At 39.2% G+C, this 23874-nt stretch carries 25 protein-coding genes; 6 read left to right on the forward strand and 19 right to left on the reverse strand.

From position 1 onward, the window contains the following. Window positions 1-7 precede the first annotated feature (7 nt). Both AC3E9U_RS08880 and AC3E9U_RS08885 read left to right on the forward strand, forming a co-directional pair. Window positions 8-553, forward strand: coding sequence for an RNA polymerase sigma factor (locus AC3E9U_RS08880; protein WP_488746546.1), 546 nt, complete (start codon window positions 8-10; stop codon window positions 551-553). Next, complete coding sequence (locus AC3E9U_RS08885; RefSeq protein WP_488746547.1) at window positions 550-2400, forward strand: outer membrane beta-barrel protein; 1851 nt, start codon at window positions 550-552, stop codon at window positions 2398-2400. The genes AC3E9U_RS08880 and AC3E9U_RS08885 overlap by 4 nt, the downstream gene beginning before the upstream one ends. Window positions 2401-2491: 91 nt before the next feature. Here the strand turns inward: AC3E9U_RS08885 and AC3E9U_RS08890 are convergent, their stop codons facing one another. Beyond that, window positions 2492-3241, reverse strand: a complete 750-nt coding sequence (locus tag AC3E9U_RS08890) for a lysophospholipid acyltransferase family protein (protein WP_488746548.1) — start codon at window positions 3239-3241, stop codon at window positions 2492-2494. Between the two features lie 70 nt (window positions 3242-3311). On the opposite strand from AC3E9U_RS08890, the gene trpS reads away from it, so the two are divergent. Beyond that, on the forward strand, window positions 3312-4283 hold the full coding sequence (trpS, locus tag AC3E9U_RS08895) for a tryptophan--tRNA ligase (protein ID WP_488746549.1): 972 nt from the start codon (window positions 3312-3314) through the stop codon (window positions 4281-4283). Between the two features lie 29 nt (window positions 4284-4312). Here the strand turns inward: trpS and dprA are convergent, their stop codons facing one another. Beyond that, entirely contained in the window at window positions 4313-5416 is a 1104-nt protein-coding gene (gene dprA, locus AC3E9U_RS08900; RefSeq protein ID WP_488746550.1) for a DNA-processing protein DprA, read from the reverse strand. A 280-nt stretch (window positions 5417-5696) separates the two neighbouring features. Here dprA and AC3E9U_RS08905 point away from each other — a divergent pair, with 280 nt between their 5' ends. From AC3E9U_RS08905 to AC3E9U_RS08915, 3 genes are all read left to right on the forward strand, one after another. Further along, the gene (locus AC3E9U_RS08905) at window positions 5697-6635 is read left to right on the forward strand and encodes an HU domain-containing protein (protein ID WP_488746551.1); all 939 of its coding nucleotides are present in this window, start codon (window positions 5697-5699) and stop codon (window positions 6633-6635) included. Window positions 6636-6706: 71 nt separating this feature from the next. Continuing rightward, on the forward strand, window positions 6707-7222 hold the full coding sequence (locus AC3E9U_RS08910) for an acyl-CoA thioesterase (protein ID WP_488746552.1): 516 nt from the start codon (window positions 6707-6709) through the stop codon (window positions 7220-7222). Between the two features lie 124 nt (window positions 7223-7346). Beyond that, window positions 7347-7727 carry a hypothetical protein gene (locus AC3E9U_RS08915; protein ID WP_488746553.1) on the forward strand — a complete coding sequence of 127 codons (381 nt, stop codon included), beginning with the start codon at window positions 7347-7349 and terminating at the stop codon, window positions 7725-7727. Window positions 7728-7910: 183 nt separating this feature from the next. Here AC3E9U_RS08915 and AC3E9U_RS08920 read toward each other — a convergent pair whose 3' ends face one another. The 17 genes from AC3E9U_RS08920 to porW form a co-directional block, all read right to left on the reverse strand. Then, entirely contained in the window at window positions 7911-9161 is a 1251-nt protein-coding gene (locus AC3E9U_RS08920) for a murein hydrolase activator EnvC family protein (protein ID WP_488746554.1), read from the reverse strand. A 21-nt stretch (window positions 9162-9182) separates the two neighbouring features. Beyond that, window positions 9183-9947, reverse strand: coding sequence for a lipoprotein insertase outer membrane protein LolB1 (gene lolB1 / locus AC3E9U_RS08925; protein ID WP_488746555.1), 765 nt, complete (start codon window positions 9945-9947; stop codon window positions 9183-9185). Continuing rightward, window positions 9947-11299 (reverse strand): tetratricopeptide repeat protein, encoded by a 1353-nt coding sequence (locus AC3E9U_RS08930; protein ID WP_488746556.1) that lies wholly within the window; start codon window positions 11297-11299, stop codon window positions 9947-9949. The genes lolB1 and AC3E9U_RS08930 overlap by 1 nt, the downstream gene beginning before the upstream one ends. Before the next feature lie 3 nt (window positions 11300-11302). Beyond that, complete coding sequence (locus tag AC3E9U_RS08935; protein WP_488746557.1) at window positions 11303-12313, reverse strand: sugar phosphate nucleotidyltransferase; 1011 nt, start codon at window positions 12311-12313, stop codon at window positions 11303-11305. 116 nt (window positions 12314-12429) lie between these two features. After that, window positions 12430-12864: a dUTP diphosphatase gene (gene dut, locus AC3E9U_RS08940; RefSeq protein WP_488746558.1), complete on the reverse strand. Its 435-nt coding sequence runs from the start codon at window positions 12862-12864 to the stop codon at window positions 12430-12432. A 43-nt stretch (window positions 12865-12907) separates the two neighbouring features. Then, window positions 12908-14374, reverse strand: coding sequence for a lipopolysaccharide biosynthesis protein (locus AC3E9U_RS08945; protein WP_488746559.1), 1467 nt, complete (start codon window positions 14372-14374; stop codon window positions 12908-12910). 66 nt (window positions 14375-14440) lie between these two features. Next, on the reverse strand, window positions 14441-14884 hold the full coding sequence (locus AC3E9U_RS08950; protein ID WP_488746683.1) for a GNAT family N-acetyltransferase: 444 nt from the start codon (window positions 14882-14884) through the stop codon (window positions 14441-14443). 74 nt (window positions 14885-14958) lie between these two features. After that, the gene (gene atpG, locus AC3E9U_RS08955) at window positions 14959-15819 is read right to left on the reverse strand and encodes an ATP synthase F1 subunit gamma (RefSeq protein ID WP_488746560.1); all 861 of its coding nucleotides are present in this window, start codon (window positions 15817-15819) and stop codon (window positions 14959-14961) included. A 78-nt stretch (window positions 15820-15897) separates the two neighbouring features. Then, window positions 15898-17472 (reverse strand): F0F1 ATP synthase subunit alpha, encoded by a 1575-nt coding sequence (atpA, locus tag AC3E9U_RS08960; protein ID WP_488746561.1) that lies wholly within the window; start codon window positions 17470-17472, stop codon window positions 15898-15900. Between the two features lie 38 nt (window positions 17473-17510). After that, window positions 17511-18038: an ATP synthase F1 subunit delta gene (gene atpH, locus AC3E9U_RS08965; protein ID WP_488746562.1), complete on the reverse strand. Its 528-nt coding sequence runs from the start codon at window positions 18036-18038 to the stop codon at window positions 17511-17513. 6 nt (window positions 18039-18044) lie between these two features. After that, window positions 18045-18536 carry a F0F1 ATP synthase subunit B gene (locus AC3E9U_RS08970; protein ID WP_488746563.1) on the reverse strand — a complete coding sequence of 164 codons (492 nt, stop codon included), beginning with the start codon at window positions 18534-18536 and terminating at the stop codon, window positions 18045-18047. 75 nt (window positions 18537-18611) lie between these two features. Continuing rightward, the gene (gene atpE / locus AC3E9U_RS08975; protein ID WP_290844513.1) at window positions 18612-18812 is read right to left on the reverse strand and encodes an ATP synthase F0 subunit C; all 201 of its coding nucleotides are present in this window, start codon (window positions 18810-18812) and stop codon (window positions 18612-18614) included. A gap of 41 nt (window positions 18813-18853) precedes the next feature. Then, a complete protein-coding gene (gene atpB / locus AC3E9U_RS08980; protein ID WP_488746564.1) occupies window positions 18854-19990 on the reverse strand; it encodes a F0F1 ATP synthase subunit A in 1137 nt (378 codons plus the stop codon). A gap of 133 nt (window positions 19991-20123) precedes the next feature. After that, window positions 20124-20510, reverse strand: a complete 387-nt coding sequence (locus AC3E9U_RS08985; protein WP_488746565.1) for a hypothetical protein — start codon at window positions 20508-20510, stop codon at window positions 20124-20126. A gap of 12 nt (window positions 20511-20522) precedes the next feature. Further along, the gene (locus AC3E9U_RS08990) at window positions 20523-20744 is read right to left on the reverse strand and encodes an AtpZ/AtpI family protein (RefSeq protein WP_488746566.1); all 222 of its coding nucleotides are present in this window, start codon (window positions 20742-20744) and stop codon (window positions 20523-20525) included. 8 nt (window positions 20745-20752) lie between these two features. Then, on the reverse strand, window positions 20753-21118 hold the full coding sequence (locus AC3E9U_RS08995; protein WP_488746567.1) for a bactofilin family protein: 366 nt from the start codon (window positions 21116-21118) through the stop codon (window positions 20753-20755). 2 nt (window positions 21119-21120) lie between these two features. Further along, window positions 21121-23808, reverse strand: coding sequence for a type IX secretion system periplasmic lipoprotein PorW/SprE (gene porW / locus AC3E9U_RS09000; protein ID WP_488746568.1), 2688 nt, complete (start codon window positions 23806-23808; stop codon window positions 21121-21123). Window positions 23809-23874: the final 66 nt, after the last annotated feature.

The following is a 23874-nucleotide window of genomic DNA, read 5'->3' on the forward strand; positions in this document are numbered from 1 at the left end:
TAGAACTTTGGGGATAGAACAAATCATATATAATTGTCAAAGGAATGATACAGCCGCGCAAGAGCAGCTGTACAGACTCCTTGCTCCCAAATTATTCGGTGTCAGTTTGAAATATTCAAGAAATTACACAGAGGCCGAAGACAATTTGCAAGACGGTTTTATGTTGATTTTTGAAAAAATAAACAAGTTTGAATTTAAAGGTTCTTTTGAAGGCTGGGCAAAGCGGGTGCTAATCAATCACATATTGCAGAAATACCGAACCGAAGGCATTTTTGAAATAATTCATGAAAATATCCCTGATTCGCCCGATGTGGAAATAGAAGAAGATTCACTAACAATGGATTTTCTGGTTTCCATAATCCAGCAACTACCCGATCGCTACCGATTAGTTTTCAATCTTTATGTCGTAGATGATTACTCCCATAAAGAAATAGCCGAAATGCTCAAGATAACTGTCGGAACCTCCAAATCAAATCTGGCCCGTGCCCGAATGATTTTAAAAGATAAAATTGAATCGCTTCAAGCAAATAAAAAATTCTCATCCATAAAATGAGCGAATTAAATAACATAGACCGCCTTTTTCAAGAAAAGTTCAAGGACTTTGAAGTTACTCCTTCCGATAAGGTATGGGAGAACATCCAGTCCAAAATGCAGACGACGGGGGAAAAAGAAACCAAATTTCTTCCGATGTGGTCGCGACTATGCAGTTTCATTGCTGTTTTTCTAATAGGTTTTTCGCTTGCCACTACTTTTATTGCAGGCCCGTTTGGGATATCACATCATTTCACCAAAAAAACGGATGGCAAATCTGAAGTTGGAGAAGGATCCGGCGCTATCGATAACAAAGGCAAAAATGCTGTCGTAAAATCAAATGCTGTGGAAAGTTCTATCAATCAGAACAGTGCCATTGTGGCTAACGATACGGAAAAAACCAACAGTTCTGAGAACAGCGCTAATTCCATCGGAAAAAGTAATAAGAGTGTTGTTTCTGATGTGCCTTTTTCAAAAAATCATTTAAACCGTTCTGAAAATCCGGATTCAAAAACCAGAAGTTATGCGTCGCATAATAACCATGCTGCTTCCAAAACTTCAACTAAAAAAAATACCGGAGAATCTCAAACGCTGCTGACTCAGAAATCTCTGTTTTCGGATGACAAAAATAAAATTGCTGCTTCAGACAACAACAATACCAGTGATCACAACAACAACAGTAATAGCCATAAAAACAGTACTAACATTATAGCAAACACAGATACGGTTGCTAAAAACGGTTCGTTTTCCACAAATGACATTCGTTTGCAAAACAACAGAATTTCGGATTCCGACACAGATACCGATACCGACGCAGATGACTTTGACAACAATTTTGACCCTTACGACAATACCTCGAAAGTAGCCCATGAAGTAGGTACAAAATATACGCAGAAAAAAGAGCAGCCGAACGTAATCCGAAATACAGGAATTACTGTTGTCGAATCAGGTGAAAACTCAAAAACAAAAACCGCAGTAAAAGATACGTACCCGAAAAGCGGAAACAACAAAACAAATTTCAATTCGAAAGATACTACCAGTCCTGCAATAATAAAAGATACTGTCGCAACGAAACAAAACAAAGTTGCTGAAGGAAGAGATGCCAAAGCGGAAGCTAAAAAAGAAGCTGAAGACAAAGATTCCATGGACAAAAATGAGAAAAAATCGAAATGGATTGTCAGCACCAATTTTGCTCCGGTATATATGAATTTGAATGGTTCCGGATCTTCTTTAGATGCTAAGTTTGATGCAAATTCCAAAAGTTACCAGACCAGCATGAGTTACGGTGTCGGATTAAAATATGCATTAAATAAAAAATGGTCAGTTCGCACCGGTGTAAACCTTCTGAATTTTGAATACAGTACTAACGATATTACTTATTACAATTCTACCAATGGAGCCGGTTTACAGTACGTTAATGAAAATGGCAACGGTGGCGGCGTGGTAATTGAAAATCCGGATCCAAAAGGAATTGCCTATAATGAAAACGGAATTGTAACTACAAGATATAAAGGAAATTTAGATCATAAAATGAATTATATCGAAGTTCCTTTAGAGGTTACTTATAAAATCCTAAACAAAAAATTCAGCATTGATGCAATCGCCGGAATGAGTTCCTTATTGCTGAATGACAACAAAGTTTCATTAGTTTCATCCGGTTCCAGTCTTGTTATCGGAGAGGCAAACAATCTGAATAAATTACATTTCAGTACTAATGTGGGATTAGGTTTAAGCTACAGTTTCCTGAAAAATCTTCATGCGAACGTAGAACCGATCCTAAAGTACCAAATCAATACGTATGATAACAATGTCGGAAACTTTAAACCCTATTTCATAGGTGTTTACAGTGGAATAAGCTATAGTTTTTAAGTTAGTTAAGTTTTAGTTAAGTCAGTCATTTTCTGTGGTGGGAAATGGCGTAAAAAGCACTCTTTTGGGTTAGAGTGCTTTTTTATTTCTATTATTTTGTGCTTTCATATTTTAAAAGCTGTTCCAAAATAACATGTCTGACATTGTCTTTTAATTCCTTTTTATCTTCCATCGTTTTACCGGCTGTTTCTACCGGCTGATGAATCTTAATTCGCATTTTACCCGGACTTCCACTGAAGAAAGTAAATGAAAATCTTTCTTTAACGTCTCCGAAGGTCATCGGCAAAATGGGCAATTGGTGCTCAATCGCGATACGGAAAGCACCGTCCTTAAACTCGTCCAAAACAACTCTTTCATCTTCCGGGACACCGCCTTCGGGAAAAATACAGATGCTCAAACCCTGATTGATCCTCTTTTGCGCACGTTCAAAAACTTCAAATCGGCTCTTGGAACTGTTCCGATCTACTAAAATACAGGTCCGTTTGTAAAAAAATCCGAAAATAGGCAGTTTGGCCAGTTCTTTTTTTCCCACAAAAACGAACGGATGTTTTTCTACCAAAAGCAGCATTAGCATAATATCCATCATCGAGGTATGGTTGGCCACCAACATATAACTTTTGCCTTCTTCTAACTCATAATCCTTTTCCAGTTCATAATAGAATCCCATTCCATATAAGATGATCCTGGCCCAAACGCGAGCCAGCACAAAAAATTGAGGATAGGTTTTTTCAGAAAGAATGGACAGAAACAACAAAGGGAACAACACCAGGATCGGTACCACCACCAATATATAGAACCAAATGCGCCAAAGGGTCCAGAAAAGAATCTTGAAAATTTTCATAGTACCAAATGTAACAATTCAGGGTAAACATTTTAGTAAAACGTTTACCTTTGCGTAAATTTTTTTACAAATGGCAAAAATATTAACCGGAGTTCAAAGTACAGGAACGCCACACTTAGGAAATCTTTTGGGTGCGATTTTACCCGCTATCGAAATGGCGAATCAACCCGAAAACGAACCGTTTCTTTTTATTGCCGATTTTCATTCGGTGACACAGATCAAAGACGGAAAAACGTTACGTGAAAACACCTATAGTACGGCAGCTGCCTGGCTTGCCTGTGGCCTGGACATTGACAAAGTGGTTTTCTATCGTCAGAGTGATGTACCGCAAACCGCTGAACTATCCTGGTATTTAAGTTGTTTTTTTCCATTCCAACGACTGACGTTGGCGCATTCTTTCAAAGACAAAGCCGATCGTCTGGAAGATGTTAATGCCGGATTGTTCACTTATCCGATGTTAATGGCAGCAGATATTTTATTATATGATGCCGAATTCGTTCCGGTAGGAAAAGACCAGTTGCAACATGTTGAAATTACCCGCGACGTGGCTTCCCGTTTCAATTTTCAAATGGGAGAAACCTTTGTATTGCCTCAGGCAAAAACGGACGAGAATACGATGATCGTTCCGGGAACTGATGGCGAAAAAATGAGCAAATCCCGCAACAACTTCATCAATATCTTCCTTGACGATAAAGCACTCCGCAAACAGGTGATGAACATCCAGACGGACAGTACGCCACTGGAAGAGCCAAAAAACCCGGATACCTGTAACGCATTTGCGCTATACAGCTTGCTGGCTACACCGGAGCAAACCGAAAAAATGAGAGCCAACTATTTGGGTGGAAATTACGGATACGGACACGCCAAACAGGAGCTTTTCGAACTGATCATTACCAAATTCGAAACCGAAAGAGCAAAATACAATCACTATATCAATAACTTGGAGGAAGTAGACCGCCTGTTAAAAATAGGTGCCGAAAAAGCACACAAAATAGCCGATGCCGTTTTGGCCCGAGTGCGAGAAAAATTAGGATTTGAATAAATAGAAAAGCGACATTACTGTCGCTTTTTTTATACCGCTTCAAAGAGTTTTCCGGGAAGCGGTCGAATCACACCTTTCAATTCCATTTGCAAAAGCAATGATGAAATTTTAAAGATCGGGAAACCACATTCCAGCGCAATAATGTCAAGAAGCTCTTTCCCGTTCTTCTGAAGAAAATCATACACTTTTTGCTCTTCGGATTCCAGCGAAATGAACAGTTGTTTTTGAACGGCTTTTCTATTTTTTTGTTCCAGTTCCCAATTGAGCATGTAAATGATATCTGCGGCCGATGTGAGTAAATGTGCGCGTTGCGTTTTTATCAGATTGTTGCAACCCTGACTGTATTTATCACCGCTTCTTCCCGGCACGGCGAACACATCCCGATTATAATCATTAGCTATGTTCGCAGTGCTCAGCGAGCCTCCTTTTTCAGCACTTTCGATTACGATGGTCGCTTCCGTGATGCCGGCAACTATACGGTTGCGTTTCAAAAAATTTTCTCGTTCCGGACTGGAACTGCTCCAAAACTCGGTCATAAACCCACCGTTTTGTTCCATTTTTCCGATATATTTTTTGTGCATTTTTGGATAGATCTGATTTAGTCCGTGGGCAAGCACGCCGACGGTTTGCAGACCGCAATCGATGGCTGTCTGATGCGCTACTATATCCACACCATAGGCAAAACCGCTAACAATGACAGGATTTAAAGGAGCTAAATCCTCTATTAGTTTTCTTGTAAAATCGGCGCCGTAATTGGTAATTTGTCTTGTTCCTACTATGGAAATAAGTTTCCGGTTCTGTAGATCGATATTACCGGATTGAAACAATAGGGTCGGACTGTCGATGCAATGCTTGAGTCGTTCGGGGTAAAGCCGTTCCTGATAAAAGATAAACTCAACATCTTCTCTTTCGATGAACCGGAGTTCGGCTTTGGCTAAATCAAACACAGAATTGCTTCTGAGATTCTTTAAAAGCACCTCTCCTATGCCGTCGATGGCTCGAAGATCAGATTTTTTGGCCGCGAAGACCGCTTCCGCGGAACCACAATGATTGATGAGTTTTTTGGCGACGATGTCTCCTACGCCTTCCACTTTTAAAAGTGCCAGCGTATAATATAAATCAGATGTTGTCATGGCGTATAATAAAGCCCAAAGGAAATCAATTTTTCTTTAATTTGAAATAAAAAGATTACAAAAAATAAATTCGATTTTCCCTAGCCCTGATAGAACGGAAATCCTTTTTTTGGGAGATTGTCCGGCAATCTCCCAAAAAAAGATTGAAGAGAAAGCAGGAAAATGGATTACCGGAATGCCCAAGCTATTCGCTCCCAATTCTTTATAACAAAATCGAGATTGTTAATAACATTTGTTGATAATTTTTGATTATGACTCTTGAATATTTAAATTTGTAAATATGAAGATTGAAAACTACATCTCCGCTTTACTTTACCGTTATCAGTGCGTAACCGTGCCTGGTTTCGGGGCATTTCTTACCGAAATCAAATCGGCGCATTTGGATGAAAATACCAATACGTTTTTTCCGCCAAAGAAGGTTATTTCGTTTAATCCGCACTTGAAAAACAATGATGGATTGTTAGCTAACCACGTTTCGTTACAAGAAAAAATTTCCTATGATGAGGCTGTTGTTGCGGTTCAGAATGAAGTAGCGCTTTGGAAAGACCAATTGCAGCGAAGAGAGATCCTGACGTTGAAAAACATCGGTGAAATTTCGGTAAATGCGGAATGGAACTGGGTTTTTGAACCGATTACTTCCGTAAATTATCTTGCAGATGCATTTGGACTTAGCGCTGTGGTTACGCCTTCGATTCAACGCGAAGTTTTAAAAGCGCAAGTGGAAGCTTTGGAAGAGAAAGCGCCTATTGTTTTCACTCCGGAAAGAAAGAAAAATTACTCGTTCCTTAAATATGCCGCCGCTATTGTGATTACTCTTGGTGCCGGTGGAGCCGCTTATAAATATCAATACGAGCAGCAATTTGCCAGTGATAGTCTGATGGTGGAAAAAGCCGTTCAGCAAAAAGTAGAGAATAAAATCCAACAGGCCACTTTCTTTATTGAAAATCCGCTGCCGGCCGTTACGCTGAACGTATCGGAAAATGCAAAAAAACCATATCATGTTGTAGCGGGTTCGTTCCGCAATGAGGAAAATGCTACTAAGATATTTGATGAATTGAAAGCTTTGGGCTTTGAACCGATTCGTTTGGAACAGAATCAATTTGGATTGTTCCCGGTTATATATGGAAGTTTTTCCAGCTATACAGAAGCACAAGCCAAAATGAAAGAAATTCAAAAATCACACAACAAAGAAGCCTGGGTGCTGATTAAAGAACTTTAAAATTATTAAATCCTCAATTTTTGAGGATTTTTTTATACTTTTATTGCTAACTTTGCAAAAACACACACGCTATGCAAGAGAAAAAACCATCCGACTCTGTGACCGTCATTACTGACTTGGTTTTGCCTGGTGAAACCAATCCGCTAAATAATCTTTTTGGAGGTGAATTGTTAGCCCGTATTGACCGTGCGGCGAGTATCACTGCCCGTAGGCATTCGCGCAGAATCTGTGTGACCGCTTCGGTGAACCATGTGGCTTTTATCAGATCCATTCCTTTGGGTGCCGTGGTTACTATTGAGGCCCGGGTTTCAAGAACTTTTACCAGTTCGATGGAAATTGTAAGTGATGTTTGGACTGAGGATCGTGAGTCGGGCATCAGAAACAGTGCGGGTCAGGCCATTTATACTTTTGTTGCGGTAGACGACACGGGAAGTCCGGTACCGGTTCCCCAAATTGTTCCGGAAACCGAAGAGGAGCACAAACGTTTTGAAGCGGCTCTGCGAAGAAAACAATTGAGTCTGATTCTTGCCGGCAAAATGAAACCTTCCGATGCTACGGAACTGAAAGCATTGTTTGCAGGAGGATAAAAGAAGATATATACATTAAAAAAAGCGTTCAATAGGTGAACGCTTTTTTTTGTAATAAATTATTTACGTTATTGATGTGCTAAATGCAGGAAACGGAATTTTTATACCTTAAAAAATCAAAATAATGAATAAATTCATTTTAATCATAGTCTTGATTTATATTAATACTTATTCTCAAGACAAACTTACTTCGTTAAAAGAAACAGACACGCTCTACGTATATTTTGAACATAAAGAGCATCAAATCAAAATTGATTCGAAGAAAAAATTAAAAATACCGTCACAAGTAAATGTCCCTTCAGACGGATATTACTTCTACTTTTCAGAAAATAAAGCCGCTTTTATACAATTCACCGAAAAGCCAAATTTTAAGGATAATCAATCCCTTCCGGTGGAAGTAATTGAAATAAAGAAGAAATCGTTTCTAAAGAAAAACAAAGACAAGATTATTGACGGAAATTTATTAATGAAACTTGGCTTCGAGAAAAGCACAAATTTGATGTGATATCCATACAATAAGGTTATCTTTCTAATAGATAAAAAAGAAAAATGTTGGGGAAAAATAAAATTAAAAAGAGTCAATTTTTATTCTAGTCTAGCAGAAAATAATAATGACATTAATAAATTAAAAAAAACATTCTAATTTCATGTAAAATAAAAAGCCGCTTAAATCAAGCGGCTTTTTATTTTACATATTACTAATCCAACTCTGCGGATTAAGCGTTGTCGTGTTTTGCAACACCAGGAATTTCATCACTGATTTCCCCGAGGAGTTGGTGTGAATCCTACCGATATTTTGTTTAGCACTAACCTTATCCCCTTTACCAACCGTCACGCTGGACAAGTTAAGATAAACTGTAATATAATCTCCGTGCTGGATATAAACCGCTTTGTTGTTCGCGTTGATTACCTGCACCTGTAACACTTCGCCGGCGAAAACCGCTCGGGCATTGGAACCGCTTTCCGTGGTGATCTCTACTCCACTGTTGTGTACTGTTAAATCCGGATACGCCGGGTGTGGCTGGTCTCCGTAACCTAACGAAACATATCCTTTTTGAACCGGCCAAGGCAATTTCCCGCGGCTGGCTTTGAAGTTGTCCGCCAATTCTTTTCCTTCTGTGGTTAAAACAAATTTTGCCGGGTCGGCAGCGCCGGAAGACGATTTATTCACTATCGTTTTTCCTGAAGCGGCCGCTTTCTTGTTAGCTGCAGCAATCGCTTCACGGATCATTCTTTGGATCTGTTTATCGATAGCTCTTGATTCGGCTTGTTTTTTCTTGATTTCGGCGGTAAGTTGCTTTTTATCTTTCTGAACGATTTTGGCCAAACGTTGTTGCTCGGCTTTGTCCTTTTCAAACTCCTTTTTCTCCTGCTCGCTTTCTTTGATCACCTTCTCCTTTTCCTGCTTCTTCACTTCAAGTACGGCAGTGGCCTGCGAAAGCTGATTGGTCTTTAACTTGATTTCATCACCCTGCATTTTCCTGAAACTGGCATATTGTTTCATGTACTGCATACGTTTGTAAGCCTGAAGGAAATTTTGCGAAGACAGAAGGAACATATAACGACTCTGCTCCGAACGGCTTTTATAGGACTTAACGATCATGTTGGCATAATCCGTTTTCAGGTCTTTCAGCTCGCGGTTGAGCTTGTTGATTTCCAACTGTTTCAGATAAATATCATCCGAAAGCATGCGCTTTTGCTTGGAAGTGGTATTGATAAGTTTCTGGCTCAGCTGAATTTTCTTGTTCTGCTGCGCAATCTGGCCCAAAATATTTTTCTCTTTTTTCCTTTCTTCCGAAAGACGGATCTGCACCTCCTGAATTTCCTTCTGAAGTTGTGCTTTTCGTTCTTCTAACTGGCGTTGCTTATCGTCATTGGGTTGTGCCCAGGCAACAGTTGCCAAACAAAAGAAAAATATAGAGAGCAGTAGTTTATGCATTGTAAAATAATTTTGGCAAATTTAATCAATAAAAATTTGTTCGTAGCCATCCGGCACATCATAAGGAAAAGATAATGACTCGTCAAAAATAACGGTATTGTATCCGATTTCTATGTTGACCTTGTTTTCCTGCAGTGCCTGAATTGCAATATCGAACGGCATAATACCTTTAGAAGATGCTTTATGAGACAAATAAGCGATGACCAAAGAACGACCTTCTCGCTTTTGCGTAAGAACTTCTTTTTTCAGCAAAAAATTGGCGCCTTCAAACAAAAATTCTTTTTCGGTGTTTCCGTCGCCTTTGCTTTTTAACTTGTAAAGATCGTTTTCAACGGATTCTTCAAACTTTCCTTTGGTGAGATCATCTATTGCCAGACCCAGCAACAGGTTCTGTACTTTCTGAAAGTCAAGTTCCGTTCCCAGCCAACGGCTTAAAAGCGAATAATTCCCTTCAAAATATTTCCCGTTGATTTTTTCATAGTAACTCACTTTTTCAGGCGTAATCAGTGCTTTCGCCATGGTAATCCCTAAAAAACGAACAATAACCAATATTTTCTCGTCTTTCTTGATTCGGATTTCCGTACTGACATTTTGGGTTTGTTTGTCGTCCTCGTAACGGGCGTTGGCCTTGATGTTTATGGTTTCAAAGTCCTTTTTGTTGGCATAATGACCGGAAATAACTTTGGACATCACCACATTCTCGGAAGCACCTTGCTCGGCAACCAACTGTTTCGGTTTACATGAAAATATAAAAAGGAGTCCGAAGACCGCTAGCCACTTTTGCATTATTTTTTTTGTTTTAACAATTGTTCCGCTCTGTTGAAATAGGTGTATTTTTTGCTTTGATCACCCAATCCATTGTAGGCCTCCCCCAATTGAATATTAAAATTAATTTCCAGATCAAGGTCATCGACAACAAAATCCATACCCGAATTTAAAATCGTTACCGCCTTTTTATAATTCTTCAACTGATTCTGGGCCAGTCCTGCATAGTAATACAATCGGGCCTGAGTTGGGAATATCTCCAGCGATTCTTCGGCACGTTTGTACACTTTATCAAACTGGTTTTTGTCGGTATATGCCTGCAACAATAATTCTATAACGAGTATATCGTCTTTTTGTTTCAGCAAACACTTCTCAAAATAATAAATGGCTTTATCCGTTTTCTTTTTGTTTAGAAAAAAAATACCTATTTCCTTGGGAACATTAACAGTGGTTTCATTGCTGAAATAATCAACTGCCTGTTCCAGTTCTTTGTCAAATGTATTGGTATTGTTTACAAAAATCAGAAATTCGTTTAAAACGCGGTGTTTGATTTTTTGTTCGATTTTAGAACTCTTCAGAATGGCGTGCATAGCCTGAGCTGCTTTTTCACCATTGCCTTCATTCAGACGAAGTTTGAACAGACTCACCTGCGCCCAATCCGAATTCGGAATGTTCTGTTCCAATTTCTTGGCCACTTCCAAAGCTTTTTCCTCCTGATTGCTTTCCGTATAGAGATAAATCAACTGAATGTAATTTTCTTCCACCTGCGGAAATTTCGTAATTGCCGCTTCCAGTTGCTCTTTTTCCGGTTTTTTGAACTGACTTTCGCTCAGGATCTGAAGTTTATAGGTCTCCATCATCTGAGAGATATTTGAAGTCCGCTCCATTTCCTCGATCAATGCCAATGCTTTTTCAAACTGATGGGTGTACATGTAAAGCGACACCAGATCATCCTGGAAATCCTTATCAAATTCGATCAGTTTCTGAACCACTAAAATCGAATTCGGATAATCTTTTGTTTCATAGAAAACATCATACAAGCCGTTCCAGTACCAGCGTTCTTTCGGATTTAGGTCGACCGCTTTCTGAAAAGCCCTTTGTGCTTCAGGATATTTTTTCAGTGCCAGGTAGTTTTTTCCCAACTCGTGATGCAATACCGGATTGTTTGGTTCTTTGGCAAGACATTGCTGGAGTTCAATTATTGCTTTATCGTAATTCTCGATTCCTTTTTGCTTTAACGCTTCAAAGAAATGCTCCTCAAATACATTTTTGGCAATCGCTATTGAATCCGGTTCGGTCTGGGCAAAAGTCAGGCTTGAGAACAGTCCGATTCCCAAAACAAGTACACTTTTTATCCAAACTTTTCCCTTCATATCTTATTCTAATACGGAGTAATCTCCGATGCTTACCGCTTTAAAATTTCCGTCAAATGCAGCGTGATTTCCAATCATGGCATTATCCAAATCTGCATTTTTGATGTGCGAATGCGTTTGTACCAAACTATTCTTGATTGTCGTATTGGTAAGGTGCGTTGCTCTTCCTAAAGACACATTCGGTCCTACGGTTGAATCGATTAAAACCACATCCTCACCAATGAAACAAGGTGGGATAATCGTAGAATTTTCAATTTTCGCCGAAGCTGAAACCAGGTTTATACCGTCATTGTACAGAAAACGCAACATTCTTGTATTAGTATCCACCGTGACTTCCTTGTTGCCACAATCCATCCATTCGTCAACTTTTCCAGGCACAAATTTCATGCCTTTTTGTTTCATGTTTTCCAATCCGTCCGTTAACTGGTACTCACCACCTTTAACAACATTATTATCCAACAAATATTGTAATTCGGAACGTAAAGTTTCGCCGCTTTTGAAATAGTAGATTCCGATAATGGCCAAATCCGAAACAAATTCCTTCGGTTTTTCCACGAAATCCACGATCTGATTGTTTCCGTTTAATTGTACGACTCCGAAAGCGCTTGGATCCTCCACCTGTTTTACCCAAATTACACTGTCGGCTGATGTGTCAAGTGTAAAATCCGCACGGAATAAAGTATCCGCATAAGCAACAACGATTGGACCGCTCATACTGTCTTTAGCGCACATGATGGCATGGGCTGTTCCTAAAGCTTCATTCTGGTAATAGATCCTTCCTTTGGATCCCAATTTTTCGGCAATGGCAATCAGATCGGTTTCCACCTGTTTCCCGAAACTTTCATGGATGATGAAGGCAATTTCTTCAATTTCCTGATTGATCACACCGGCAATATCTTCCACCAAACGGTGTACGATCGGTTTTCCTGCGATGGGAATCAATGGTTTTGGTATTGTTAATGTATGTGGGCGGAGACGTGAACCGCGTCCGGCCATCGGAACTATAATTTTCATGATTTTATTTCAATTTAACCGCAACGTCCGCAAAGGTTTTCCGCCAAATGCGCAAAGCGGTGTTTTTTAATTTTTTTGATATTTGGACTGCAGACTGAACACTGTAATCTGCTCCCTTATTTTACTCCGGTGCTTCCGAAGCCGCCTTCACCACGGGAAGTTTCAGTCAACTCAATGGTTTCCTCCCATTCCGCACGTTCGTGTTTTGCAATGATCAGCTGTGCAATTCGTTCTCCGTTTTCGACTACAAAAGACTCGTTGGATAAATTTACTAAAATCACTCCGATTTCACCGCGATAATCTGCATCTACTGTTCCCGGCGAATTCAGTACGGTGATCCCTTTTTTGAATGCCAGTCCACTTCTCGGGCGTACCTGCGCTTCATATCCGATAGGCAATTCGATGAAAAGACCGGTTTTTACCAAGGCTCTCTCCAGTGGTTTTAAGGTTATAGGTTCGGAAATATTTGCCCTAAGATCCATTCCTGCCGAAGCATTTGTTTCGTAATTAGGTAACGGGTGTTGTGATTTATTAATGATTTTGATTGTCATCGCGGATAACTGTTAATGTAATGAAAGTCTAAAAATAAAAAAATTAAGCCACTTTTCGGCGGATAATGCGCAACAAAGTTTCTTTTTCGTTGTAATAGATGAAATAAGTAAAAAGCAAAATGGCGGCGATTCCGAAAAGATAGCTTTCGCGGAAAATGTCGATGTAAAATGAAAGTCCGGCCAAAAGCGTGGAAACCCCCAAATAGCCGAATATTCTTTTTTTGTCGTAAGGAATCGGATAGTGTTTGTTCCCCAGATAATAGGAAATGATCATCATGGTTCCATATGCCGCCAAAGTAGCAACGGCCGAACCCATATATCCGAAAGGTCGAATCAGTAAAAAGTTTAAAGCCAGTGTCACCACCGCACCAAAGGCAGATATATATGCCCCTACTTTTGTTTTGTCAATCAACTTGTACCACACCGAAAGATTGGTGTAAATACCCAGAAAGAAATTCGCTAAAACGATTAAGGGCACCACTTTCATTGCGTCCCAATAGTCACTGTTCGGCACTAAAAACAATTTTATGACGTCCGAAAAAACAACCACACCCAGAAAAATCAACGAACCGAAAATCACAAAGTACTTGGTTACCGTTGCATAGGTTTGCGGCGCGTTTTCGTTCCCCGCATGACTGAAAAAGAACGGCTCGATCCCTAAAGTATAAGCGGTTCGGAACAAAACCATAAACAGTCCGATTTTATAACAGGCGCCGTAAGCTCCAATATCGGACAGGCTAACATTCATAAATTTCAAAAGAATCTTATCAAAATGCTCATTGATCCCAAATGCGATTCCGGCAAATAAAATAGGTCCTCCATAACGCATCATTTCGTTCCAAAGCACTTTATTAAAATGCCATTTCATAGTAAAATAATCGGGAAGAAAAACCAGTAAAGTTGCCAGACTTGCGATCAGATTGGCGATGAATATATAACCGATCTGAAACTTAGGAATATAAATACTCGCCCAGAAACCCTCCGGATGTGTCGCTACAATTTTAGGAAGGAATACCAAGAAGAAAATATTAAGCACCAAATTAATACAAACATTTCCAATTTTTATGGTTGCATACTTCATCGGGCGCTGTTCGGCTCTTAATTTTGAAAAAGGCACGACAACTAAAGCATCCAGTGCCAAAATCCAGATAGTGTAGATAATGTATTGCGGATCAACTTCGATTGCGTTTGCGATACTGCCTTTGAACAAAATGGAAATCAGTAAAAAAATGATTGTTGACCAGACTAAAGAAATTGTAGTAGTTTCTATGACACTTTTCTTATCTTCCCCCTTATTGTAAAAACGAAAAAAAGCCGTTTCCATCCCATATGACAGGATCACATTGAAAAATACCATCCATGAAAAAATGACGGTTATTTCTCCGAATTCACTTTTGTTTGGAAGATACTTAACATATAATGGGTTAAGCAAAAAACTTATCATTCGCGGAAGCACAGTGGCGATACCGTAGATGAAAGTCTGTTTGAAAAGATTTTTATATAAACTCAATGTATTTTGTTTTGACAAATGATAAGCAAAAATAAGCAATCCTGCGGTTTCTTTGTAAAAGAAATATTATGTAAGCCCTTCTTTATCGAGGATTTTCACAAAGTGAAACCCTTTAGGTGCATAACCCTGATTGTAATAAAAACGATGTGCCCCGAAATTTGTTGTGAATGCATCTAAAACGATGTTGGTACAGCCTAAATCCAATGCTTTTTGCTCAACAAAATCCGTTAGCATTTTACCGATACCTTGCGAACGATGCGCCTCATCCACTACAAAATTATCTATTTCGAGGTATTTCCCGCTCCAGAGTTTTGTAGAAAACCAACAGCCCGTAATTCCGACACATTTGTCCCCATCGAAAACAGCAATTTGGGTATAGTTATACGGAACCATTTCTTCTAAAAACGATTCGTATTTGGCAAGTGTCATTTTTGGGTATAGCTGACGGATCAATTCCAGTTGTGCCGTCATTTCGGTAACCGTGGTAAGTTCTTTGATTTCCACTAGTATTTCTATTTTCGAATAAATGTAAACAAAAAAAGAGCCAACAGATGTTGGCTCTTCCTATTTATTTCAAAATCAGCTTAGTTTTTCAAAGCTTCCGCTCCACCAACGATTTCTAAGATCTCGTTTGTAATGGCAGCCTGACGCGCTTTGTTGTAAGTTAATTTCAATTGATTTCTCAATTCGGTGGCGTTGTCCGTTGCTTTATGCATAGCGGTCATACGTGCTCCGTGCTCAGCTGCGAAAGAATCTCTCACTGCTTTGTACAATTGTGTTTTTAATGACTTTGGTATTAATGTTAACACAATTTCTTCTTTTGTCGGCTCGAAAATATAATCCGAAGTAGCTACTTCTTTATTTTCGATAGGCGCCAATGGCAAGAATTGCTCGGTTACCACAAGTTGAGTAGCGGCATTTTTAAATTGGTTGTATACCAATTCAATTTTATCGTACTCACCGTCCACAAATAATTGCGTTAACGACTCCGCGATAGCTGCAGCGTTATCAAATGTAAGGTCATCAAAAATTGGGCTGTAGTTAGCCACAATTGTGTTTGTTTTAACCAAAGCATCGTTTGCTTTCTTTCCGATGGCAACCACACCTACTTCTTTACCGGCATAAGTTGTTTCGGATAGATTTTTAACCTGTTTAAGTACGTTAGCATTGAAAGCACCACACAAACCTCTGTTTGATGTAACCACTACCAACAATACTTTTTTAACCTCTCTCTGCTCCGTATACTGTCCGGCGAAATCGCCTTCCAATGAAGCGCTAAGATTTTGGATTAACTCGGTTAATTTTTCGGCATAAGGGCGCATCGCTGTAATTGCATCCTGTGCTTTTTTCAACTTTGCAGCAGATACCATTTTCATCGCCGACGTTATCTGCATCGTAGATGAAACGGAAGTAATCCTGTTACGTATTTCCTTTAAGTTTGCCATTTTTAATTTGAAAAATGTGATAGTCTGAAAATTTGAAGATGTGATCTCACATCTTCAAATCGTCAAACCGTCAAATTATTAATATTTTGCAGAAATCTCTTTTGCTGCTTTCTCTAATACATCAGTGATGTTATCATCGAATTTACCAGCTTTTAAAGCGTTTAACACATCTCTGTGTTTAGCGTTTAAGTATTCCAAGAAATCTTTTTCAAATTCTTTTACTTTGTTAACCGGAACGTTTCTCAATAAGTTTTTAGTTCCAGCATAGATAATCGCAACCTGCTCCTCAACTGTAAACGGAGTGTTTACCGCTTGTTTAAGGATTTCTACGTTACGTCTACCTTTTTCAATTACGTTCAAAGTAACTGCATCCAAATCAGATCCGAATTTCGCGAACGCTTCAAGCTCACGGAATTGTGCCTGGTCTAATTTCAAAGTACCTGATACTTTTTTCATTGATTTGATCTGCGCGTTACCTCCTACACGAGATACAGAGATACCTACGTTGATCGCAGGACGAACCCCAGAGTTGAATAAATCAGACTCCAAGAAAATCTGTCCGTCAGTAATCGAAATTACGTTTGTTGGGATATAAGCAGAAACGTCACCCGCCTGTGTTTCGATGATTGGTAACGCTGTTAACGATCCTCCACCTTTAACGATTGGTCTTAACGATTCCGGTAAGTCATTCATGTTTTTAGCAATGCTGTCGTCCGCGATTACTTTACAAGCTCTCTCTAATAAACGAGAGTGTAGGTAGAATACGTCTCCAGGATAAGCCTCACGTCCCGGTGGTCTTCTTAATAACAAAGACACCTCACGGTAAGCCACCGCTTGTTTTGATAAATCATCATAGATGATCAATGCAGGACGACCTGAATCACGGAAATACTCACCAATTGCAGCACCCGCCATTGGAGCATATACCTGCATTGGAGCAGGGTCAGAAGCATTAGCAGCAACGATAACTGTATAAGCCATTGCGCCTTTTTCTTCTAATGTTTTTGCGATACCAGCTACTGTAGACGCTTTCTGTCCAACAGCAACATATATACAGAATACTGGTTTACCAGCATCATAGAATTCTTTTTGATTCAAAATGGTATCAATACATACAGTAGTTTTACCAGTCTGACGGTCACCGATAACCAACTCACGTTGTCCACGACCTACAGGGATCATCGCATCGATAGATTTGATACCTGTTTGTAATGGTTCGTTTACCGGCTGACGGAAGATAACTCCAGGAGCTTTTCTTTCCAATGGCATTTCGTAAAGGTCACCACCGATAGGTCCTTTACCGTCGATTGGGTTACCTAAAGTATCCACAACACGTCCTACCATTTGCTCACCAACTTTTAAAGAAGCGATACGCTGAGTTCTTTTTACAGTTGAACCTTCTTTGATTCCTGTAGACGGCCCTAATAATACTACCCCTACGTTGTCTTCTTCTAAGTTCAATACAATAGCTTCCAACCCGTTGTCGAATTGTACTAACTCACCGTATTGAGCGTTAGACAAACCGTAAACACGAGCGATACCGTCACCTACCTGAAGAACTGTTCCTACTTCCTCTAACGTAGCACCTGATTCAAAACCAGATAATTGTTTCTTTAATATTGCTGAAATTTCAGCAGCTTTAATTTCTGCCATTCTGTTTATAATTTAAACACCTTTCGGTGTGGTAAATACTAATTTAAAAGTTCTCTTTTTAATGTTTGTAGACTGTTTGCTACCGAAGCATTGTATTGTTTGTCTCCGATTCTCAGAATAAATCCGCCGATGATTGACTCATCCACCACATTTTTTATGGTTACCGATTTATTTGAAAATTCTTTAACTTTTGCCAATACTTTAGCTTCCAATTCCGGAGTGATTGGAAAAGCAGTTGTTACTTTTGCCACTTCCACACCGTTTAACTCATCAAACAACAGATTGTACTGAGATGCTATCGCCGGTAAAATCTCGAATCTTTTGTTTTCCAATAACAAGCGGAACAAACTTTTTGTTTCGTTTTGAACAGAAGCAAATACTTCGGATATCGCAGAAACTTTTACATTACCCTTCACTGTCGGGTTAGATAAAAACTCTCTCAACTCATTACTTTCTGCTACAGTCGCAACGATAGACTTCATGTCTTCGTTAACGTTTGCCGCTTTTCCGTTCGAGTTCGCAATATCTAAAATTGCTTTTGCATATCTAATCGCTGCTCTTGACATATACGATTAATTTAATTTTACGTCCTCTAACATTCTCTCAACCAATTCGGTTTGCGATGTTTTGTTAGAAAGTTCACTTCTTAATAATTTTTCAGCGATTTCTACAGAAAGACCAGAAACCTGATTTTTCAATTCAGCTAAAGCAGCATTTTTCTCGCTTTCGATAGAAGCTTTCGCCTGATCGATCATCTTAGCACCCTGAAGCTGCGCTTCTGATTTTGCATCAGCGATCATTTTTTCTTTGATTTCACGAGCTTCTTTAAGCATTGTATCTCTTTCAGCACGTGCTTCATCTAATAATCTTTGATTATCCGCTTTAAGGTTCAATAGTTCTTTTCTTGCGATTTCCGCACTAGCCAACGCATTATTAATAGATTCCTCTCTGCTGTTAACAGCGTTCAAGATTGGTCTCCAAGCTAATTTCTTCATTAGTAAAAAGAAAACTAAGAAGATTACAGTTGTCCAAAAAATTAAACTTTCCGGTGAAGTGAAGTTCATATTCTTATATTATTAAATTATGTTTTACTTTTTAAAAAGTTTCGCAACCAACCGTTGCGAAACTTTTGTCTTTAATTACTTAGCAATTAATGCTACTACAACAGCAAATAAAGCTACACCCTCGATAAGAGCAGCAGCAATAATCATTGCAGTTTGAATTTTTCCAGCAGCTTCTGGTTGTCTTGCCATACCATCCATAGCAGATCCACCAATTTTCCCAATACCGATTCCTGCTCCAATTACAGCTAATCCAGCACCGATTCCAGCTAATACCATAAGAATAAATTTATATAGTTAATAATTAATAAAACTCGCTATTAATGATGATCGTGCTCTTCTACGGCCTGACCAATAAATAATGCTGATAACAAAGTGAAAACATAAGCCTGTAATGCTGCAACCAACATTTCCAATACACTCATGAACAATACGAATGCTCCTGAAACCGGCGCAATGGCAACCGTTTTAAAGATGTATATCAACGAAATTAAACTCAAAATAATAATGTGACCTGCAGTGATGTTTGCGAATAAACGTATCATCAATGCGAATGGTTTTGTAAACATACCGATAATTTCAACTGGCCACATAATAGGATACAATAATTTAGGCACAGGCGGCGCAAAGATGTGTCCCCAATATGCTTTATTACCGCTAAACGTAGTAATCGCAAAAGTAATAAAAGCCATTACAAAGGTAAAGTAAATGTTACCTGTTAAATTTGAACTGAACGGGAAGAAAGGAATCAAACCGATCAGGTTATTAATCCAGATAAAGAAAAATATCGTTAACAAATACGGCATATATTTAGCGTATTTTTTAGATCCGATGTTCGGAATAGCAATGTCATCTCTAACAAAAAGTACCAATGGCTCTAAGAAACCAGCCAATCCTTTCGGTGCTCTGTCGTTCTTTTTATAAGAACGTGCCATTGCCGTAAACAATAAGAACAATACTATTACAGACAATAACATCGAGAAAACATTTTTGGTAATAGAAAAATTCAAAGGACGTGCGTCAAAATTGAAAGCACTTTTATCTTCTTCTTTCAACTGTTCAAACTTATCCGCGTAATAAATCACTTCATTATGGCGAACAAAATTCTCTCCGTCAACAGTTACCACGTGATGTCCTGTATTGTCATGATGAAATTCCGCAGAAGAAAAAACTTTTAAACCGTTATCTGTCCATAAAATAATAGGAAGGGAAAACGATATTGGGTGACCGTCCCAATCCGCGACGTGAAAATCATGCGCATCACCGATGTGCGAATTAATCAATTCTGTAGCGCTGAACTCTTTTTCTCCACCATGAGCACTAACATTATGCTCTTCATGAGCTACTTCTGTTTTTACTTGAACTGAATCAGTTGTTGGGTTTGCAAAAGCAATAGAAGAAACAAGTCCTACAAAAGTTGCTACGATAAAACTAACAGGTTTTTTTGAAATCGCCATACCTTATTAAATATCTTAATTTTTACGGTCTATAAATTTTGTGCAAAGGTACATATTAAATTAATAAACGAAAATATATGAGCACAAATTTTAATAAACCAAGCTAATTCTCTTTAAATCTTTGGTTTAAAGTTCAATTCTGCCCTAAAAGCCTTACGGAGTGGATAGTTTCAAAGAATAAAAAAAGGAAAAACGGAATGAAAAAAGCAATCACATCCGGTTTTTTATCGGCCAAATCCGATTGAATTAAAGGCAGTAAAAAAACAATGGAAGCCATCATTTTTAAAATTCCGGTAGCCAAAAAGGTGTACCCTGTTTTATCGAAAAAGGTTTGATTTACAAATACCAAACAGATAAAAAACAACAAGGTGCAGATAGAATGGAACAGATAGATACTCAACGTTCCGTAATAAAAAGTATAGTCAGTGAAGTAGGTTTCAACAAGCGTTTTTTGAATAAAGAACAGGAAAACAGAAAAAGGGAGAAATTGTTTTAAAAAGGGTACTATTTTTTCTTTCATTATAGGGTAAAATTATTCTTTATTTAATTTTTTGACTTGCAACAATACATTATAGAGCGCCAAAAATACTGCTAAGAGCGAAAATATAATCGTAAAAAGAGATCCTTGGTTGCTAAATTTATCATCCAGCCAACTTCCAAAAAATACACCAGCTCCTATAATCAGGCCCATCTGAAAAGGGATATTGATCAGCACCAGCCATTTGTTAAACGATTTTTTTTTCGGATCTTCCATAATATCTTCTATTTTTTTTCGGTGTTGCGCATCACGCAGGAAGCACTGAAATCGGCACCGGGCTCCACCGAGAGTTTTCCAACGATAGCCTCTCCCTTAATAGAAGCCTTTGAACGCACATTCAAAATTTCAGTGACGTCGATCTTTCCGTTAAAACTTCCTTCAATGTCAGCCGTTTTGCAGACAACATCTCCCGTAACGCTTCCGGCCGGTCCGATAACCAAACGTCCTTGCGAGGAAAAATTACCTTTCAACTGTCCGTCCAGACGAAAATCCGCCTGCGAAACAACATTCCCTTCAATAGTGGTTCCTTCTACGATTCTATTGGTCTTACCTAATAAATCCGTATATGATTTTTGAGGTTTGTCAAACATAATTATTTAACCACTGGTTTAAGTGTTGCTAAATACTCCGGAAGATTCTTCTTGATCTGGATCACTTTATAATCTTCATTCGAAATCACAAAAGCAGGATCACCAATTTTATAACCTTTAAAATCCTTTAAAACAGAAATGGTCGACTCGGCCCCTTCTTTGCTCGCAAACCCGTGGATCACAATAAAACTTTTATCCTTCAGATAAATATCATTGGACATTACAATTTTGGAACTGTTCCTATCCTTAATATAGGTAGCCAGTTTATCGGTCAAGACTTTAACTTTTGCATCACCGGCATTTGGATACGGGATCTGGTACACGATTTTCCAGCTCACCGGTGTTCCTTTACCCAACTGAAGCTGTTCCAGTTTCGGAATGTCATTTTTCACCAAAGCATCAGCTTCTTTACCTTCGTCCAACGTCGGATAATTTTTGGCAATGAGCATCAATTCATTTTTGTAACGATCCAAACCTTCCAGACGGGCAATAATTCTTGCACGCAGCAATTCAAATTTCGGTGCCATTGGGTCTCCGGCAAAATTCTGAATCATACGATCCGATTGCGCCAAAGCCTCCTGATAAAGACCCTTTTCATATTCTTTAAACAGGTTGCCATACGCCACCTCAGGCGTATCGGTAATCTGATCGATGGCTGAGTTCGATAAAATCTTAGCATAATGGCTGTTCGGATAACCGGAAATGATGGCATTTTTCATCGCTTCCGCTTTAGCCGGATTGATGATCTCATATATTTTATAGAGATTGTACATGGCAGGCAACACCAGACGCTCTTCCGGATTCTTGGTCAGAAGGGTTTCCAATCGTGCTGCAGCCAATTCATATTCTTTGAATTTCTCCTTATAAATGTTTCCCAACTGGAAATAGGCAAAATTGCGGTCTCGGACCATATCATCCAGCACCTTCTGATCGGTAGGCAACTGAGTGGTGTAGAATTCTACCGTGTAAGCCGGGTTATCAACTTTAACTTCAGGATTTTCATCCACTTTCACCACTTCTTCCGTCGGCTCCACCTTTTCTTCATTTGCATCAGCCGATTCTTCCGCCGACGACCAGCGCCAATTGTCTTTTAGCGTTCGGTTGCCCCATTTTTTACGGAATTCACTTTTCCCGTAAGCAACCGTGGTAGGGTTATAAAAATAAAAACTTGACTGGTTCTCCATTCCCGCCGGTGGCTGCGTTGTTGGCGGTTGCATCGTAGGAGGCTGCATAGCAACCGGCTCTGAAGTCACCGGTGCTGTTTTTCCGTTCTTCATCTGTGGCGGATTACCTCCTCCTGGCAGCATCGTCTGAGGGTTGTTGGGATTTTGCTTTTGACCTTCTTCTGCTTTTTTAGCAGCTTCCAAAGCCTTTCTCTCGTTTTCAACCTTTAGTTTAGCAATGTAAGCTTCGAAGTAATTTCTTCTTTCGTTTTCGCTCATGGCCACAACCCTGAGAATACTGTCGTTATTATGGATTATGTCTTCGTACTTAATAACATCAGCCAAATTCTCCACTTTCTTTTTAATACTGTAATGTTCTCTGGATTTTACATCCAAACGAAGCAACGTACTGTCGTAATACTGACCGGCCGTTCTGTATTTTGCCTCATCAAAATAAATAGCCGCAAGATTGCGATAATTCGAAGCGAACATATAATTGTCCTGCGAAGGGGAACGCAATGATTTGTTATAGTATTTTTTAGCTTCGCGATTCTTACCCAGCTTATCATAAAACAAACCTTTTTGATGATAAACCACATCCAGATACGGTCGGTTTTCCCTGTCTTTAATCAGATCATCAAATTTTTCAGAAAAAGCCAGCGTATCTCCTTTTTGGAAATCAAACTGTTGTGCCTGCTTCGCGTGCGCCCAAATCACATAGCGACGCGGCGACTTGCGTTTCATATCGATCACTTCCTGAAAAGCGGCATAGGCACTGTCCGGATAATCTAGGCTTTCGTACAATTGACCAAGGATAAAACTGTAACGGGCCTTCTCCTCTTTGTGCTTAGTTAGTTGACGCGCTACTTTCAATTTGGCAATGGCAGTATCTTTAACATTGGTGTGCAGATAAGCCTGCGCCAGAATCGCATTCGCATCCGCATTTAGCTGATCATCTAATCTTTTATCGTTACCTTTAAGAAGTAATTTTAAATTTTTTATGGCCTGCGCATCATTTTCCAAACGGACATTGGTTTTCTCTCTCCAGATCTTGGCCTCAAAAATTTTATCGCTGTCGGAATACTTATATAAGATGTAGTTAAAAGCTTCCAACGCCGGAAGAAAACGGTTATCAAAATACCTTGCCTTTCCTAAAAGCAGGTGCGCTTCATCCATCTGCGGATTTTTTTCTCCTCCGTCAATATACATGGAATGCTTCTGGATCGCTTTGATCGCCTTATCTTCGGCTCTTTCGAAATTCGGATTTTTGGTCTGCCCCGGAAGCATGGCTTCGGTTTTTTCCTGCATACGTTCTACCGGAAGGATGTCCCAGAAATTATCTTTATAGGTGGTTTTTAAATCTTCAATCCCTTTGTCAAAAGCGATCCGTCCGTTGTACAAAATATTATCCTTGGTCGCTAACGCATGCATATTGCGACTGACGAACGTATTCTTTTTTGTGGAGCAGGCGATCAACAATGCTAAAAATCCAACCGCAAGCAAATATTTTAACTGTGTGTTTTTCAAGGCAAAACGTTTTATTCCTTTAACTTTTAAACTCTTTTTTTAGTATACTATAGGGTAAAAATACGT

The sequence above is a fragment of the Flavobacterium sp. 21.1 genome (assembly GCF_057801535.1).